Source organism: Pseudomonas sp. HY2-MNA-CIBAN-0224, from assembly GCF_040310285.1.
Lineage (GTDB): Bacteria > Pseudomonadota > Gammaproteobacteria > Pseudomonadales > Pseudomonadaceae > Aquipseudomonas > Aquipseudomonas helleri.
Genome location: NZ_JBEOPQ010000060.1, coordinates 1 through 14,841, shown reverse-complemented (window position 1 = coordinate 14,841; position 14,841 = coordinate 1). Strand labels below are relative to the sequence as shown.

Sequence of the window (14,841 nt, the reverse complement as noted above, 5' to 3'; positions counted from 1 at the left end):
CGAACCGGAAATGCTAACAGGTTGATATAGCTCGAAATATATCGTTCTGGAATGACTACCTTCACTTTTGGAATAAGCGCATGGCGTTATCAAGACGGTCGAGGTCGCATCCACGCTAAAACTGTCACAGAGGTTTGCTAGCGTCGTCGCCTTTCTTAAGGAGCATAGTCGATGAGGCTGACGGCGAAGTTGATAGCTGCAACCCTGTGTTTGGGCTTGGCCGGGCAGGTGTTGGCAACCGAATTGGAACACTGGCCGGCCGATCAGGCGAAGCAATTGAACGCCATGATTGCGGCCAACGCGAACAAAGGAAACTTCGCGGTCTTTGACATGGACAACACCAGCTACCGCAACGACCTTGAAGAAGCGTTGCTGCCGTACATGGAAAACCTCGGCCTGATCACCCGTGACAGCCTGGACCCGTCGCTCAAGCTGATCCCGTTCAAAGACACGGCCGAGCACCAGGAAAGCCTGTTCAGCTACTACTACCGTTTGTGCGAAATCGACGACATGGTCTGCTACCCGTGGGTGGCGCAGGTGTTTTCGGGCTTCACCCTGCAACAGCTCAAAGGCTATGTGGATGAGTTAATGGCGTCCTGCCAGCCGATCCCGGTGTCTTACTACGAAGGCGACACGGTCAAGACTGCTGAAATCCAGCCGCCCAAGGTGTTTGCCGGTCAGGTCGAACTGTTCAACAAGCTGATGGAAAACGGCATCGACGTGTACGTCATGACCGCAGCCTCGGAAGAACTGGTGCGCATGGTCGCGGCCGATCCCAAGTACGGCTACAACGTCAAACCGCAGAACGTCATCGGTGTCAGCACCCTGCTGAAAAACCGCGACACCGGCGAGCTGACCACGGCGCGTAAACAGATCAGCGCGGGCACGTACAACGAAGAGGCCAACATGGGCCTGGAACTCACGCCTTACCTCTGGACCCCGGCCACCTGGATGGCGGGTAAACAGGCGGCGATCCTGACCTACATCGACCAATGGAAAAAACCGGTGCTGGTGGGCGGCGATACGCCATCGAGTGACGGCTACATGTTGTTCCACAGCGTTGACGTGGACAAAGGCGGGATCCACCTGTGGATAAACCGCAAAGACAAATACATGGCGCAACTGCAAGGCATGATTGCCAAAAACGCAGCGGCCCAGGCCAAAGCCGGCCTGCCGGTGACGGCGGACAAAAACTGGGTGATCGTCAAGCCAGATGAGATCCAGTAAACGCAGATGCATCAAACAAAAATCCCGGCACATGGCCGGGATTTTTGTATAACGCGTTGGCTTATGGCACCAATTTGTCCAGCAGCGCCTTATCACGCACCGCGCCCTTGTCGGCGCTGGTGGCCAGCAAGGCGTAGGCCTTGAGGGCGGTGGTGACTTTGCGTGGGCGGACTTCAACCGGCTTCCAGCCTTTTTTGTCCTGCTCAACACGGCGTGCCGCCAGTTCTTCGTCGCTGACCAACAGGTTGATCGAGCGGTTCGGAATGTCGATCAGCACTTTGTCGCCATCTTGCACCAGACCAATCGCACCACCGGCGGCGGCTTCTGGCGAAGCGTGGCCGATGGACAGGCCCGAGGTGCCGCCCGAGAAACGGCCGTCGGTCAGCAGGGCGCAGGCTTTGCCCAGGCCTTTGGATTTCAGGTACGACGTCGGGTACAGCATCTCTTGCATGCCCGGGCCGCCTTTAGGGCCTTCGTAACGGATGATCACGATGTCACCGGCCTTCACTTCGTCAGCCAGAATGCCGCGCACGGCGCTGTCCTGGCTTTCAAAGATCTTGGCGTTGCCTTCAAACACGTGGATCGACTCGTCAACACCGGCGGTTTTTACCACGCAACCGTCCAGCGCGATGTTGCCGTACAGCACGGCCAGGCCGCCTTCTTGCGAGTAGGCGTGCTCGACACTGCGGATGCAGCCGTTTTCACGGTCGTCGTCCAGGGTGTCCCAGCGGGTCGACTGGCTGAACGCGGTCTGCGTCGGGATACCGGCAGGGCCTGCACGGAAGAACGTGTGCACGGCTTCGTCGTCGGTCTGGGTGATGTCCCACTTGGCGATGGCATCTGCCATGGTCGCGCTGTGCACGGTCGGCAAGTCGGTGTGCAGCAAGCCGCCACGGGCCAGCGAACCGAGGATGGAGAAAATGCCGCCAGCGCGGTGCACGTCTTCCATGTGGTACTTCTGGATGTTCGGCGCCACTTTGCACAGCTGCGGCACATGGCGCGACAGGCGGTCGATGTCTTTGAGGTCGAAGTCGATCTCGGCCTCTTGGGCAGCGGCCAGCAAGTGCAGGATGGTGTTGGTCGAGCCGCCCATGGCGATGTCCAGCGTCATGGCGTTTTCGAACGCCTTGAAGTTGGCGATGTTGCGCGGCAATACCGATTCGTCGTTTTCGACGTAGTACTGGCGGCACAGGTCGACGATGGTGCGGCCTGCCTGCAGGAACAGTTGCTCGCGGTCGCTGTGGGTCGCCAGGGTCGAACCGTTGCCCGGCAAGGCCAGGCCCAGGGCTTCGGTCAGGCAGTTCATGGAGTTGGCGGTGAACATGCCGGAGCACGAACCGCAGGTTGGGCAGGCGCTGCGCTCGTACTCGGCAACCTTCTCGTCAGAAGCGCTGGAGTCGGCGGCGATGACCATGGCGTCGACCAGGTCGAGGCCGTGGCTGGCGAGCTTGGTTTTGCCCGCTTCCATTGGCCCGCCCGACACGAAAATCACCGGGATGTTGAGGCGCAGTGCGGCCATCAGCATGCCAGGGGTGATTTTGTCGCAGTTGGAAATACACACAATGGCGTCGGCGCAGTGGGCGTTGACCATGTACTCGACGGCGTCGGCGATGATCTCGCGGCTCGGCAGCGAATACAGCATGCCGTCGTGGCCCATGGCGATGCCGTCGTCTACGGCAATGGTGTTGAATTCTTTGGCAACGCCGCCAGCCCGCTCGATCTCGCGGGCCACCAGTTGGCCCATGTCCTTGAGGTGGACGTGGCCGGGTACGAACTGGGTAAAGGAGTTGGCAATGGCGATGATCGGCTTTTTGAAGTCGGCATCTTTCATCCCCGTGGCGCGCCACAAAGCGCGGGCGCCGGCCATGTTGCGGCCGTGGGTGGAGGTCTTGGAACGATAGTCAGGCATGGAACAACTCCGGGCGGCTAATCAGGTAACAAACAGGGAAGTGAGCTTCTAATCGCTAGGGGATCACACAGAAAATGACCACGTATCCACTAGTTGCCGTGAACGCTGCGGGATCGCCGCACGCTTGGGCTTGAGCTCATAAACCCGCCGGGGATGATTGGCGATGAATGCGTCGATTCTACACGGCTGGCGGTGGGAGGGAATGGGGCAACCCGTCGGGTGCAAGCACAAATAAGCGACTGTGCAATGCTCAGGCGATAGAGTGATGGCTGTTTTTTCAGCAGGGATTCTGAATGCTAACCCTCAAACGATCCGTCAAGGCCAGCCTGGCCATTGGCCTGGTGCAAGGGCTTTTACTGTGGCTGGCCAGTGACATTGCTGAGCCGGGCATCAAATACGCGCTGGTGACCGCCGTGCTGGTGGGCGGAATCAACCTGTTGCTGCTGGGCGACAACGTGCGTCAGCGAGGCGCTGTCTGGCTGGTGCTGGGCCTTACCTGCGTGATGACGGCGATCAGCGCGTGGGTGTTCTGGAAGTACAGCGAAACCTGGCTTTACAGCCACTGGTTGAGCGGTAGCTGGACCTGCTTTGCCGTGGTCATCGCCTACATATGTACGGCGTTTATCTTGAGTTGGCCGACCCGTGAAGGGCGCATGCCGCGCTATGAAGATTTGTTCCGGCATGCCTGGGACACGGTGTTTATCGTGCTGCTGGGCTTGCTGCTGAATGCGGTGTTTTGGGCGTTGCTGCTGTTGTGGGGCAGCCTGTTCAAAATGCTCGGCATTGTGGCGCTGAACAAACTGTTTTTTACCGATGGTTTTGTCTGTGTCAGCTCGGCGGTGGTGTTTGCCCTGGGGCTGCAAATGGGCCGTGATAACGACCGGGTGATTGGTCTGTTGCGTGGCATATTGCTCACGCTGTGCCGCTTTTTGCTGCCGCTCAGTTCAATGATCGCCATTGTGTTCACGTTTACCTTGCCGTTCAGCGGTCTGGCGCCCATTTGGGACACCGGCTATTCGACGCCGATCATGGTGTGCCTGGTAGCGGCCAACCTGTTCTTGCTCAACGGGGTGTTTCAGGACGGACATCAAAGCAGCGGCTACCCGCTGTGGCTCGTGCGCATGGTGGATCTGTGCCTGCTGTGTTTGCCGGTGCTGGTGGTGCTGGCCGGGTATTCAAGCTGGTTACGTATTGAACAATACGGCCTGACCCCAAGCCGTGTGTTGGCGATGTTGCTGGTGCTGGTGGTGTTCGCCCATTGTGTGGCGGCGCTGTGGGCCGTGTTTGCCTCGAAATCGACCTGGCTGGGCAGTTTACGGGTCAGCAACCCGTGGATCGCGCTGGCGTGCGTGGTGCTGTTGCTGGGGATTCACACGCCGTGGTTCAGCCCGTTGAAGATCAGTGCGCAGAACCAGGTACAGCGCGTACTTAATGGCAAAACCCCGGTTGAAACCTTTGATGCCGACACCTTGCGCTTTCGTTTGGGTGCGCCGGGCATGCAGGCGTATGAAACGTTGCTGGGGCAAGTCGAGCGCGGTGAGGTGCTGACCGAGCCTGCGCGGGCGGTGCTGCTGAAGCGGCTCAAGGAGGTCGAGATCGGCCGGGCCGGGGCGGCGCAGAACGATCGGTTACTGGAGTGGATCGGCCCTGCCGTGGACGGCAGCGAGCAGTTCGATGCGCTGGGCATGGCTGGCCATCTGTGCCGGTATCCGGGGTGTGCGATGTGGGCTGTCGATCTGGATCAGGACGGGCAGCTTGAAGTGCTGCAGTTGCCCAAGCAGGAATGGCCGGGCCCGCTGTACTTTTTCAAGCGCAATGCCCAGGGCAAGTGGCTGCGTGCCGGGTTGTATGAAATGGACGATAACCCGCTTGAATTGATCAAGAAGATTCGCGAAGGGGAAGTCCAACTGGTGAAACCGCGATATCAGTCGTTGCAGATCGGCGGTGCGGTGCTGAGCCCGCGGGTGGATAAGCCCTGATGCTAAACCCGTGGGAGCGGGCTTGCTCGCGATGCAGGCGATGCGGTTTTCAGTTAAACCGTGTCGTGCCAATCGCGAGCAAGCCCGCTCCCACAAGGGGGTTTAGGTGTTAGGCAGCAAACGGCAGGTAATGCTCTTGATGTAGCGCGTTTCGACAATCGCCGGGTGCACCGGATGATCCGGGCCCTGGCCGCCGCGTTCGAGCATCTGGATGTTGCGGTCCAGATGGCGGGCGCTGGTCAGCAGGATGTTTTGCAGATCGTCTTCCGGCAAGTGCATCGAGCACGAAGCGCTGACCAGAATCCCGTCTTTATTGAGCAAACGCATGGCTTGCTCGTTGAGACGGCGGTAAGCCGCTTCACCGTTTTTCAGGTCTTTTTTGCGTTTGATGAAGGCAGGCGGGTCCGCCACGATCACGTCAAAGCGCTCTTCGTTGGCTTTGAGCTCGCGCAGGGCTTCGAACACGTCGCCTTCCATGCTGGTGACTTTGTCGGCCACGCCGTTCAGCGCGGCATTGCGATCAACGCCGTCAAGGGCAAACCCCGAGGCATCGACACAGATCACTTCACTGGCGCCAAACGCCGCTGCCTGCACGCCCCACCCACCGATGTAGCTGAACAGGTCGAGGACTTTTTTGCCTTTGACGTACGGGGCCAAACGCGCGCGGTTCATGCGGTGGTCGTAGAACCAGCCTGTTTTCTGGCCTTCCATGACCGGTGCTTCGAACTTGACGCCGTTTTCTTCCAGGCCCACCCACTCCGGTACCAGACCGAAGACGGTTTCGACGTAACGCTCAAGGCCTTCTGCATCGCGGGCTGCCGAGTCGTTCTTGAACAGGATGCCGCGTGGCTTGAGCACTTGAACCAGCGCTGCAACCACGTCGTCTTTGTGGCGTTCCATGGTGGCAGAGGCCAGTTGCACCACCAGAATGTCGCCGAAACGGTCAACCACCAGGCCTGGCAGCATGTCGGAATCGCCGTACACCAGACGGTAGTAAGGCTTGTCGAACAGACGGTCACGCAGGGACAGGGCCATGTTGAGGCGGTGAACCAGCAGCGACTTGTCCAAGGGCAGCTTGATGTCACGCGACAGCACGCGCGCGCAGATCAGGTTGTTCGGGCTCATGGCCACGATGCCCAGCGGCTTGCCACCTGCGGTTTCGAGCAGCGCTTGGTCACCGGCTTTAAAGCCGTTAAGCGGGGTGGTGGCTACATCAATTTCGTTGCTGTAGACCCACAAGTGGCCGGCGCGCAGGCGTCGATCGGCATTGGCTTTAAGGCGCAGGCTTGGCAGGGACATGAAGTCGCTCCGGGTATTGAAAAGGGCGCGATTATAGCCTTAGACGCTGCCTGCAAGCTTGGTTGATTCGCGGTATTGCGTCGGATCGCGTGCCCATCCGCGCAGAAAATTCCGCTAGAATCGCCGCCTATTCCAGAGTGTGCAGACATGCCCCCAGAGCTTTCATCGCAACAGATCAGTCAGGCTTTGCAAGGCATCAGCGTGCCGCCTCAACCGCAAATCATGGTGGATTTGCAGATGGAGCAGTACATGCCGGACCCGGACCTTGAGGTGATTGCGCGCTTGATCGCTCAGGACCCTGGTTTGTCGGGTGCGCTGCTTAAAATCGTCAACTCGCCGTACTACGGCCTGACCAACAAAATCGCTTCGATTCGTCGCGCAGTCACGCTGCTGGGCAGCCGTACAGTCATCAACCTGATCAATGCGCAGTCGATCAAGGGCGAGATGGGTGACGACACCATCGTCACCCTCAACCGTTTCTGGGACACCGCCCAGGACGTTGCCATGACCAGCCTCAGCCTGGCCAAGCGCACCGGCATGTCGGCGCCCGATGAAGCCTATGCGCTGGGCTTGTTTCACGATTGCGGCATCCCGCTGATGCTCAAGCGCTTCCCGGATTACATGCACGTGCTGGAACAGGGCTACGCCAATGCAGGCCCTGGCCGTCGCGTGGTGGACACGGAAAACCGCCACTTCAACACCAACCATGCGGTGGTCGGCTACTACACGGCCAAATCCTGGCGCTTGCCGGGGCACCTGACCGAGGCGATTGCCAACCACCACAATGCGCTGGCTATTTTCAGCGACGAGTCCTCGCGCAACGGCCCGCTGAAAAACCTGCTGGCGGTGCTGAAAATGGCCGAGCATATCTGTGCGTCGTCCAAAGTCCTCGGCAACCAGCGTGAAGACCATGAATGGAACAGCATCAGCCATCTGGTGCTGGACTACATTGGTTTGTCCGAGTATGACTTCGAGAACGTTAAAGAAAGTATCCGCGAGTTAGGGGCTGACTAGATGCCTGAATTACCAGAAGTCGAAACCACCCGCCGGGGCATTGCCCCGCACCTTGAAGGGCAGCGGGTCAGCCGGGTCATTGTGCGTGACCGGCGTCTGCGCTGGCCGATCCCCGAAGACCTGGATGTGCGTTTGTCCGGGCAGAAAATCGTGCAGGTTGAGCGCCGCGCCAAGTATTTGCTGATCAACGCCGAAGTCGGAACGTTGATCAGCCACTTGGGCATGTCGGGCAATTTGCGTCTGGTCGAAGCGGGCCTGCCGGCGCTCAAGCATGAGCACGTCGACATTGAACTGGAGTCGGGGCTGGCCTTGCGCTACACCGACCCGCGACGCTTTGGCGCGATGCTCTGGAGCCTTGATCCGCTGAACCACGAACTGCTGATCAAGCTGGGGCCGGAGCCGTTGACCGACCTGTTTGATGGCGAGCGGTTGTTCCAGCTGTCACGCAAGCGTTCGATGGCGGTCAAGCCCTTCATCATGGACAACGCCGTGGTGGTGGGCGTGGGCAATATCTATGCGACAGAAGCGCTGTTTGCCGCAGGCATTGACCCGCGTCGCGAGGCCGGGGGCATTTCGCGGGCGCGTTATTTAAAGCTGGCGATTGAGATCAAGCGGATTCTGACGGCGGCGATAGAGCGGGGCGGCACCACGCTGCGCGACTTTATCGGCGGTGACGGCCAGCCGGGTTACTTCCAGCAGGAACTGTTCGTGTACGGCCGTGCCTATGAGGCGTGCAAGGTCTGCGGCACCGAACTGCGCGAGGTCAAACTGGGCCAGCGAGCCAGCGTGTTCTGCCCACGCTGCCAAAAGTAACGACTGCTTCTGTAGGAGCGAGCTTGCTCGCGATCTTTTGATCTTTAAAAGCGAAAGATCGCGAGCAAGCTCGCTCCTACAAAGGCCTTGTGCTTCAAGCCTTACCAGTGATCAGCCGGTATTTTTCCATCAGCTGTTCTTCGGTTTCCGGGTGGGCTTCATCCAGCGGGATGCAGTCAACCGGGCACACCTGCTGGCACTGCGGCTCGTCGTAGTGGCCTACGCACTGGGTGCACAGGTTCGGGTCGATCACGTAGATCTCTTCACCCTGGGAAATAGCAGCGTTCGGACACTCGGGTTCGCAGACGTCGCAGTTAATGCAATCGTCGGTGATGATCAGGGACATGGGTACTCCGGCCGGGGCGGTTTGCCCGGGCAACTAAAATCGAATGCGGCAATTGTGCCGCATTGGCGCCCGCAGTGCACGCGGGCGCCGCTTCAGCGGTTACTTCTTGCGAAACCGCTCGGTCAGGGCGTCAGCCACAGCCGGGTGGACAAACTTGCTGATATCGCCGCCCAAAGCCGCGATTTCACGGACTAACGTCGACGATATAAACGAATAGCGCTCGGACGGCGTTAGAAACAGGCTTTCGACGTCGGGGGCCAATTGGCGATTCATGTTCGCCAGCTGAAACTCGTACTCGAAGTCCGACACGGCACGCAGGCCACGCAGAAACACATTGGCGTTCTGTTCTTTGGCGAAGTGCGCAAGCAGCGTCGAGAAGCCGACTACCTCGACATTGGGCAGGTGCTTGGTGACCTCACGCGCCAGCTCAACGCGCTGTTCCAGAGGGAAAAGCGGGTTTTTTTTGGGGCTGGCCGCGACCGCAATGATCACGTGATCGAACAGGCGCGAGGCACGCTCGACCAGATCGCCATGGCCCTTGGTAATGGGGTCAAATGTACCTGGGTACAACACTCGGTTCATCGCGTCGTCCTGGCGGGAATCCGTTGGGGAGTCGGATGGTATCGCAGCATTCCCGGTCGGCCAAGTCGCCAATTTAAGAAGAAAGCACTATAGACGCCGCCAGTTAACTCCTTTTTCACGGATTTTTAAGCCGTTGGGCCAGCTGTGTGGCGAGTTTGGCGGTGAGTGCGTACACCGACAATTGTGGGTTGGCGCCGATGCTGGTGGGGAACAAAGAGCCATCATGGATCGACAGATTGCGTAACTGATGATGACGCCCGAGGCTGTCGGTGACCGCCATGTGCGGGTTCTCCCCCATGGCGCAGCCGCCCATCACATGGGCGCTGGCCAGGCGCGTTCGGTACAGCTCAAAGCTCAGGTTATTGATGTGCTCGCGGGTTTCGCTCAGGGTTTTCAGGTAGCGCGCATCGCTGTGCAACGGCATCACGGCGCTGGCCCCGGCGGCAAACTGGATCTCGGCCATGCTGTGGAACGCCCGCCTGAGCCCGTCCCAGCTATAGGGCGTGACGCTGTAATCGAGCACGGGGCTGCCGTCACTGCGTAATTCAACGTTACCGCCGGGGCTGTCGGGGTGAAAACCGTCGCGCATCAGGGCCAGCATCATGTGGGTGTTGGGCAGTTGCGCCATGTGTTCGGCGTTGGTTTCGCCGTAGCCGCCAAACAAGGTGGCGGCCAGCGCCGGGTGCAAGGGCGGCACTTCGAGCTTGTAGCCCATGGGGCCGGTTGCGCCGTCTTGCCACTGAAAGTGGTCCGTATAAATCGACTGCGGGGCGCCGTAAAACGGATTGATCGCCGTCGCAAACTGCGCAGCCGAGAAGTTGACCAGGTGCAGAAACGTACGCTTGCCCACTCGCCTGTACGGGTCGGGAGCCTCTGAGCGCAGCAGCAGGCCGGGGCTGTTGATGCCGCCGCCGGCCAGCACGTAATGCCGCGCCTTGACCGTAATGGTGCAGCCTGTGGGCGCCACGCTGCGCCTGTCCATGGCTTGGCACTCCAGGCCGGTGATGTGATCGCCTGTGATCAACAAGCGCCGGGCGCGGGCCAGATACAGCAGCTCGCCACCGTTTTCGAGGGTCGCGGGGATAGTTGTCACCAGCATCGACTGCTTGGCATTGGTCGGGCAGCCCATGCCGCAATACCCCAGGTTCCAGCAGCCGCGCACATTGCGCGGGATTACATGCCAGCGGTAGCCGAGTTTTTCACAGCCGGTGCGGATCACCTCGTTGTTGGCGTTGGGCGGGACCAACCACGGGGCCACACCGAGTCGTTGCTCCATCTGCGCAAACCAGGGCGCCATGGCCTCTTCGCTGTGGCCGCTGACCGCATGCTCGCGGGCCCAGTGCTCCAGCGTCGGCGCCGGGGTGCGAAAACTGGAGGTCCAGTTGACCAGGGTCGTCCCGCCCACCGCGCGGCCTTGCAGGATGCTGATGGCGCCGTCTTTGCTCATGCGCCCGACGCCTTCCTGATACAGATTGGTGTAAGCCTCGCCTTCGAGCAGCTTGAAATCGCTGCTGGTCTTGAGCGGGCCTTCTTCGATCAGCAGCACTTTAAAGCCCGCGTTGCTGAGGATTTCTGCCGTTGTGCCACCCCCGGCGCCGCTGCCAATGATGGCGATGTCGGCTTCCAGCGTCAGGTCGTTGTCGAGGGTTGAGCCGTTATGGGTTTTCCATCCGCGGGCCAGGCCCTCGCGAAATAGATCGGGTACAGGCATAAGGACGTCTCATGAAAATTATTATTGTGTGAGTTAAACCGTCGGCGGGCCGGGGTACCCGCAATGGGGCCACAACTCGGGCTTTTCGTAGCCGCTCATCATCACCAGTTGCAGCAGCGAGGCATGGCCCATGCGCAACAGGCTCAAGCTGCTGTTTTGCCAGCGGTGCAGGAAGTAGCGGATTTGATCGGGGGTGGTTTTCTCCCAACTGCTCCAAAGCCCCGTGAGCGGGCCGCGTGTCACCGGCATGGCCAGCACGTCGAATAACTGCAGGGTCAGCTTGAGCAGCTCTGGCGAGAGGTGAGCCAGGTTGTTGTCCAGCGTGTGCAAGGTGGCGTCTGTCGCTCCCGGCAGGGAGGTGTGCGAAATGCTGCCCGCCAGCATCACCGGCACCAGCGCCTGTAAAAACACCAGGTCGGTACTGCGCAGCACCCTGAAACCCCGGGCGCTGAAAGTGGCCGAGCAGCCGCTGAGGCTGGCGCCCAGCCCGGCAGTGGCCAGAAAAGCCGAGGCGCAAAGGCCGACTTTTAAAACACCGCGGCGGGACAGGAGCGTCGGTTCATCCATAAATTCCGGCATGGCTTGGTCTCGCCGTCTGAGGCTATCGGATAAACAGCTTTTGAATCAGGCGTACCAGCGACCGGCCATACGGCGGGTAAACCGCCAGCGAACTGTTCCAGCGCTGTTTGCTCAACACCCCTTTGGCGTGGCTGAACGTCAGGAAACCTTCGTGGCCGTGGTAACGCCCCATGCCGCTGTGGCCGATGCCGCCAAACGGCAGGTCGTCGATGGCCACGTGCAGCAGCGTGTCGTTAATGCAGACGCCGCCCGAGTGGGTGTCTTGGAGGACGCGCTGTTGTTCGGCCTTGTTGTATCCGAAGTAATAGAGCGCGAGTGGGCGAGGTCTTGAGTTGATGTAGGCAAGCGCTTCATCGAGCGTGCTGTACGCGACAACAGGCAGCAGCGGGCCGAAGATCTCGTCCTGCATGACCTGCATCTGGTCGTTCACATTCAGCAGCAACGTATGGGGCATGCGCCGCCCTTGACCGTGGGCGTAGAGCGGGATCAGCCGGGCGCCTTTTTCGCTGGCGTCTGTTTGCAGGTGTTCAAGTCGCGCCAATTGGCGCTCGCTGATGATGGCGGTGTAGTCCGGGTTGTCGGCCAGCGTTGGATAAAAATCGAGTACGGCCTGGCGGTAAGCCTCGATAAAACCATCGACCCGCTCGTGCGGCACCAGCACATAGTCGGGCGCGATGCAGGTTTGCCCGGCGTTCAGGGTTTTGCCCCAGGCGATGCGCCGGGCGGCGTCTTTGAGCGGCACGTCAGTCGAGACAATCGCAGGGGATTTGCCGCCCAGTTCCAGCGTCACCGGGGTCAGGTTATCGGCGGCGGCACGCATCACCTGCTTGCCGACATGGGTCGAACCCGTGAACAGCAGGTGGTCGAAGGGCAGGCTGGAAAACGCGACCGCCACTTCGGCGTCGCCCAACACCACAGCAACCATGTCCTCGGGGAAAATCCGCCCCAGCAGGTCTTTGAGCAAACGGCCGGTGGCTGGCGTGTACTCACTGAGTTTGAGCATCACCCGATTGCCCGCCGCCAAAGCGCCGATCAAAGGCCCCATGGCCAAATACAGCGGGTAGTTCCACGGCACGATCACACCCACCACGCCCACGGGCTGATACACCACCTTGGCGCTGGCGGGCTGGAACATCACGCCCACATGGCGCGATGACGGCTTCATCCAGCGTTTGAGGTGTTTGAGGGTGTAGTCAATGCCCTGCAAGCTGGGCATCAGCTCGGCAAACAAGGTTTCGTCGGGGCTGCGGTGGCTGAAGTCCTGGCTGATGGCGTCAATCAACACGTCGCGCTCGCGGCTCAGCAATACTCGCAGACTCTTCAACCATTGCTGGCGTTGTGCTATTGGTGGGTATGGGTGACCTGAGTAGGCCTTTCGCTGATGGGCGAAAAGGCTGTGGAGATCGTCCAAGGCGCTGGAGGAACCGTGGCGGTGGGCACTGTCGGTAGACATCGTTCGCTCCCTGCGGATGTTGGGGGTTCTCGTAAGAGCCAAGATGTTTTTAGAGCCTGCGCTCTATGTTGTCAATTGGGGGTCTGCCACTCGGGCTGTTTGAGCCACGGTGGTTAGGCTTTAAGATGTTTTTCGATATTCATCGAAGACCAATCCATGGCCGCACGATTAAAAACCAGCCAGCGCATCATCAATACCAGCCTGGAGTTGTTTAACCAGCTGGGTGAACGCAATGTCAGTACCAACCACATTGCGGCTCACATGGAGATTTCGCCGGGTAATTTGTATTACCACTTCCCCAACAAGCAGGCGATTATCTCGGTGCTGTTTAGCGAGTACGAGGTGCTGGTGCTGGACTTTCTGCGCCCGCCCGAAGGCCGTTTGCCTGACGTCAGCGACAAGCGCGACTACTTGAAACACCTGCTCAATGCCATGTGGCATTACCGCTTTTTGTACCGCGACATCGAACACCTGCTGCTCAGCGACTCTGAACTGGCCGTGCGTTACCGAGGCTTTTCCACGCAATGCCTGGCGCAGGGGCAAGCCATCTATTCGGGGTTTGTGCAGGCGGGCATTCTCGACATGACGCCCCAGCAAATCGAATCGCTGACGCTCAATGCCTGGATCATCCTGACGTCCTGGGTGGGTTTTTTGTGTACCACTCGTGAGAACGCCACCCACCTGTCCGAAGAGGCGCTGACCCGCGGAATCTACCAACTGCTGATACTGGAATCGGGCTATGTAACGCCGCCGTACCGTGCTGCGGTTGATGAACTGCTCAAGGAATATTACGTTCCATTGCAAAAGACATTGGTCGTACAGTAGCGCTGTTCCCATCCCCCTCAGGAGTTCGCCATGCCCGTTGCGCAACTGATCAGCCCTCAAGCCCTGAACGAACGTCAGGCGCACCCCGGTCTGGTCATTCTGGATTGCCGTTTTGCCCTGGAAGACCCGGACTACGGGCACAGCAGCTATGTCGAAGGCCATATTGCCGGTGCGCAATATGCCGACCTTGAGCGCCACCTCAGTGGCCCGGTGATCAAAGGCGTCACGGGGCGCCATCCGTTGCCAGAACCGTCGGCCTTGCTTGAGCAACTGCGGGCGTGGGGCATCAATCAGGACAGCGATGTGGTGCTGTATGACGACGGCCCCGGTGCGTTTGCGGCCCGTGCGTGGTGGTTGCTGGCGTGGCTGGGCAAGCGCGATGGCGTGTTTATTCTCGATGGCGGGTTGAAGGCCTGGCATGCGGCGGGTTTCAAACTGACCACGGACAAGCCCGTTGTGGTGCCGGGCACCTTTGATGGCCAGCCGGATAGCCGCTTGGTGCTGAGCGCTGAACAACTGCAAGCGCGCTTGGGCCAACCGGGGTTGACCCTGATCGACGCCCGCGCCAAGCCACGTTTTCGCGGTGAGGTTGAGCCGATTGACCCGATTGCCGGGCATATCCCTGGTGCGCAATGTGCGGCGTTTAATGAAAACCTCGACAGCAGCGGGCGCTTCTTGCCTGCCGAGCAACTCAAACAGCGATTTGCCGAACAACTGGCGGGCCGCTCGCCGGATGAACTGGTGGCGTATTGCGGCTCGGGCGTGACGGCGTGTCACAACCTGTTTTCACTGGGGCTGGCGGGCTACCCGCTGGGCAAACTGTATGCGGGTTCATGGAGCGAATGGATCAACGACCCGGCGCGAGGTGTTGCGACCGGGGATTGACCCGTAGGAGCGAGCTTGCCTCGCGATCTTTTGATCTTTAAAGCTCGCGAGCAAGCTCGCTCCTACACGGTTCTGATGTAGCGATGCGGGCCGCAGACCGCCGCCAAACGTGCAGCCAACACTCCGTAGGAGCGAGCTTGCTCGCGATCTTTTGATCTTTAAAAGCTCGCGAGCCAACAAGCCACAACAACGGTTTTTTTTACGGCATGCGGCCGCAGG

At 59.8% G+C, this 14,841-nt stretch carries 13 protein-coding genes; 6 read left to right on the top strand and 7 right to left on the bottom strand.

The window, feature by feature from the left end; all coding sequences use genetic code 11:
* Nucleotides 1-171: 171 nt before the first annotated feature.
* Nucleotides 172-1,227: an HAD family hydrolase gene (locus AAEZ03_RS21180; RefSeq protein WP_350581325.1), complete on the top strand. Its 1,056-nt coding sequence runs from the start codon at nucleotides 172-174 to the stop codon at nucleotides 1,225-1,227.
* A gap of 61 nt (nucleotides 1,228-1,288) precedes the next feature.
* Here AAEZ03_RS21180 and ilvD read toward each other — a convergent pair whose 3' ends face one another.
* Complete coding sequence (gene ilvD, locus AAEZ03_RS21175; protein ID WP_153335329.1) at nucleotides 1,289-3,136, bottom strand: dihydroxy-acid dehydratase; 1,848 nt, start codon at nucleotides 3,134-3,136, stop codon at nucleotides 1,289-1,291.
* A 293-nt stretch (nucleotides 3,137-3,429) separates the two neighbouring features.
* On the opposite strand from ilvD, the gene AAEZ03_RS21170 reads away from it, so the two are divergent.
* A complete protein-coding gene (locus tag AAEZ03_RS21170; RefSeq protein WP_350581323.1) occupies nucleotides 3,430-5,115 on the top strand; it encodes a DUF4153 domain-containing protein in 1,686 nt (561 codons plus the stop codon).
* 102 nt (nucleotides 5,116-5,217) lie between these two features.
* Here AAEZ03_RS21170 and AAEZ03_RS21165 read toward each other — a convergent pair whose 3' ends face one another.
* The gene (locus tag AAEZ03_RS21165; RefSeq protein WP_123750785.1) at nucleotides 5,218-6,414 is read right to left on the bottom strand and encodes a class I SAM-dependent rRNA methyltransferase; all 1,197 of its coding nucleotides are present in this window, start codon (nucleotides 6,412-6,414) and stop codon (nucleotides 5,218-5,220) included.
* A 201-nt stretch (nucleotides 6,415-6,615) separates the two neighbouring features.
* Here AAEZ03_RS21165 and AAEZ03_RS21160 point away from each other — a divergent pair, with 201 nt between their 5' ends.
* Together AAEZ03_RS21160 and mutM are read left to right on the top strand one after the other, a co-directional pair.
* Nucleotides 6,616-7,428: an HDOD domain-containing protein gene (locus AAEZ03_RS21160; protein WP_262125094.1), complete on the top strand. Its 813-nt coding sequence runs from the start codon at nucleotides 6,616-6,618 to the stop codon at nucleotides 7,426-7,428.
* Complete coding sequence (mutM, locus tag AAEZ03_RS21155; protein WP_262125092.1) at nucleotides 7,429-8,241, top strand: bifunctional DNA-formamidopyrimidine glycosylase/DNA-(apurinic or apyrimidinic site) lyase; 813 nt, start codon at nucleotides 7,429-7,431, stop codon at nucleotides 8,239-8,241.
* 94 nt (nucleotides 8,242-8,335) lie between these two features.
* Here mutM and AAEZ03_RS21150 read toward each other — a convergent pair whose 3' ends face one another.
* The 5 genes from AAEZ03_RS21150 to AAEZ03_RS21130 all read right to left on the bottom strand — a co-directional run bounded on the left by AAEZ03_RS21150 (nucleotide 8,336) and on the right by AAEZ03_RS21130 (nucleotide 12,912).
* The gene (locus AAEZ03_RS21150) at nucleotides 8,336-8,587 is read right to left on the bottom strand and encodes a YfhL family 4Fe-4S dicluster ferredoxin (RefSeq protein ID WP_003213796.1); all 252 of its coding nucleotides are present in this window, start codon (nucleotides 8,585-8,587) and stop codon (nucleotides 8,336-8,338) included.
* A 99-nt stretch (nucleotides 8,588-8,686) separates the two neighbouring features.
* Nucleotides 8,687-9,169, bottom strand: a complete 483-nt coding sequence (coaD, locus tag AAEZ03_RS21145) for a pantetheine-phosphate adenylyltransferase (RefSeq protein ID WP_047278434.1) — start codon at nucleotides 9,167-9,169, stop codon at nucleotides 8,687-8,689.
* A gap of 115 nt (nucleotides 9,170-9,284) precedes the next feature.
* Complete coding sequence (locus AAEZ03_RS21140) at nucleotides 9,285-10,880, bottom strand: GMC family oxidoreductase (RefSeq protein ID WP_350581319.1); 1,596 nt, start codon at nucleotides 10,878-10,880, stop codon at nucleotides 9,285-9,287.
* Nucleotides 10,881-10,913: 33 nt separating this feature from the next.
* Nucleotides 10,914-11,459, bottom strand: a complete 546-nt coding sequence (locus AAEZ03_RS21135; protein WP_123750788.1) for a twin-arginine translocation pathway signal protein — start codon at nucleotides 11,457-11,459, stop codon at nucleotides 10,914-10,916.
* A gap of 22 nt (nucleotides 11,460-11,481) precedes the next feature.
* A complete protein-coding gene (locus AAEZ03_RS21130; RefSeq protein ID WP_350581316.1) occupies nucleotides 11,482-12,912 on the bottom strand; it encodes a coniferyl aldehyde dehydrogenase in 1,431 nt (476 codons plus the stop codon).
* Between the two features lie 156 nt (nucleotides 12,913-13,068).
* Between AAEZ03_RS21130 and AAEZ03_RS21125 the strand changes: the two genes are divergently transcribed.
* Nucleotides 13,069-13,737: a TetR/AcrR family transcriptional regulator gene (locus AAEZ03_RS21125; protein ID WP_278939456.1), complete on the top strand. Its 669-nt coding sequence runs from the start codon at nucleotides 13,069-13,071 to the stop codon at nucleotides 13,735-13,737.
* 30 nt (nucleotides 13,738-13,767) lie between these two features.
* The gene (locus AAEZ03_RS21120) at nucleotides 13,768-14,622 is read left to right on the top strand and encodes a sulfurtransferase (protein ID WP_278939455.1); all 855 of its coding nucleotides are present in this window, start codon (nucleotides 13,768-13,770) and stop codon (nucleotides 14,620-14,622) included.
* Nucleotides 14,623-14,841 lie beyond the last annotated feature (219 nt).

Excerpts from the sequence above, each read along its gene's own strand:
- AAEZ03_RS21180 (WP_350581325.1), top strand. The coding sequence starts at position 172 with ATGAGGCTGACGGCGAAGTTGATAGCTGCAACCCTGTGTTTGGGCTTG.
- ilvD (WP_153335329.1), bottom strand. The coding sequence starts at position 3,136 with ATGCCTGACTATCGTTCCAAGACCTCCACCCACGGCCGCAACATGGCC.
- AAEZ03_RS21170 (WP_350581323.1), top strand. The coding sequence starts at position 3,430 with ATGCTAACCCTCAAACGATCCGTCAAGGCCAGCCTGGCCATTGGCCTG.
- AAEZ03_RS21165 (WP_123750785.1), bottom strand. The coding sequence starts at position 6,414 with ATGTCCCTGCCAAGCCTGCGCCTTAAAGCCAATGCCGATCGACGCCTG.
- mutM (WP_262125092.1), top strand. The coding sequence starts at position 7,429 with ATGCCTGAATTACCAGAAGTCGAAACCACCCGCCGGGGCATTGCCCCG.
- AAEZ03_RS21150 (WP_003213796.1), bottom strand. The coding sequence starts at position 8,587 with ATGTCCCTGATCATCACCGACGATTGCATTAACTGCGACGTCTGCGAA.
- coaD (WP_047278434.1), bottom strand. The coding sequence starts at position 9,169 with ATGAACCGAGTGTTGTACCCAGGTACATTTGACCCCATTACCAAGGGC.
- AAEZ03_RS21140 (WP_350581319.1), bottom strand. The coding sequence starts at position 10,880 with ATGCCTGTACCCGATCTATTTCGCGAGGGCCTGGCCCGCGGATGGAAA.
- AAEZ03_RS21135 (WP_123750788.1), bottom strand. The coding sequence starts at position 11,459 with ATGCCGGAATTTATGGATGAACCGACGCTCCTGTCCCGCCGCGGTGTT.
- AAEZ03_RS21130 (WP_350581316.1), bottom strand. The coding sequence starts at position 12,912 with ATGTCTACCGACAGTGCCCACCGCCACGGTTCCTCCAGCGCCTTGGAC.
- AAEZ03_RS21125 (WP_278939456.1), top strand. The coding sequence starts at position 13,069 with ATGGCCGCACGATTAAAAACCAGCCAGCGCATCATCAATACCAGCCTG.
- AAEZ03_RS21120 (WP_278939455.1), top strand. The coding sequence starts at position 13,768 with ATGCCCGTTGCGCAACTGATCAGCCCTCAAGCCCTGAACGAACGTCAG.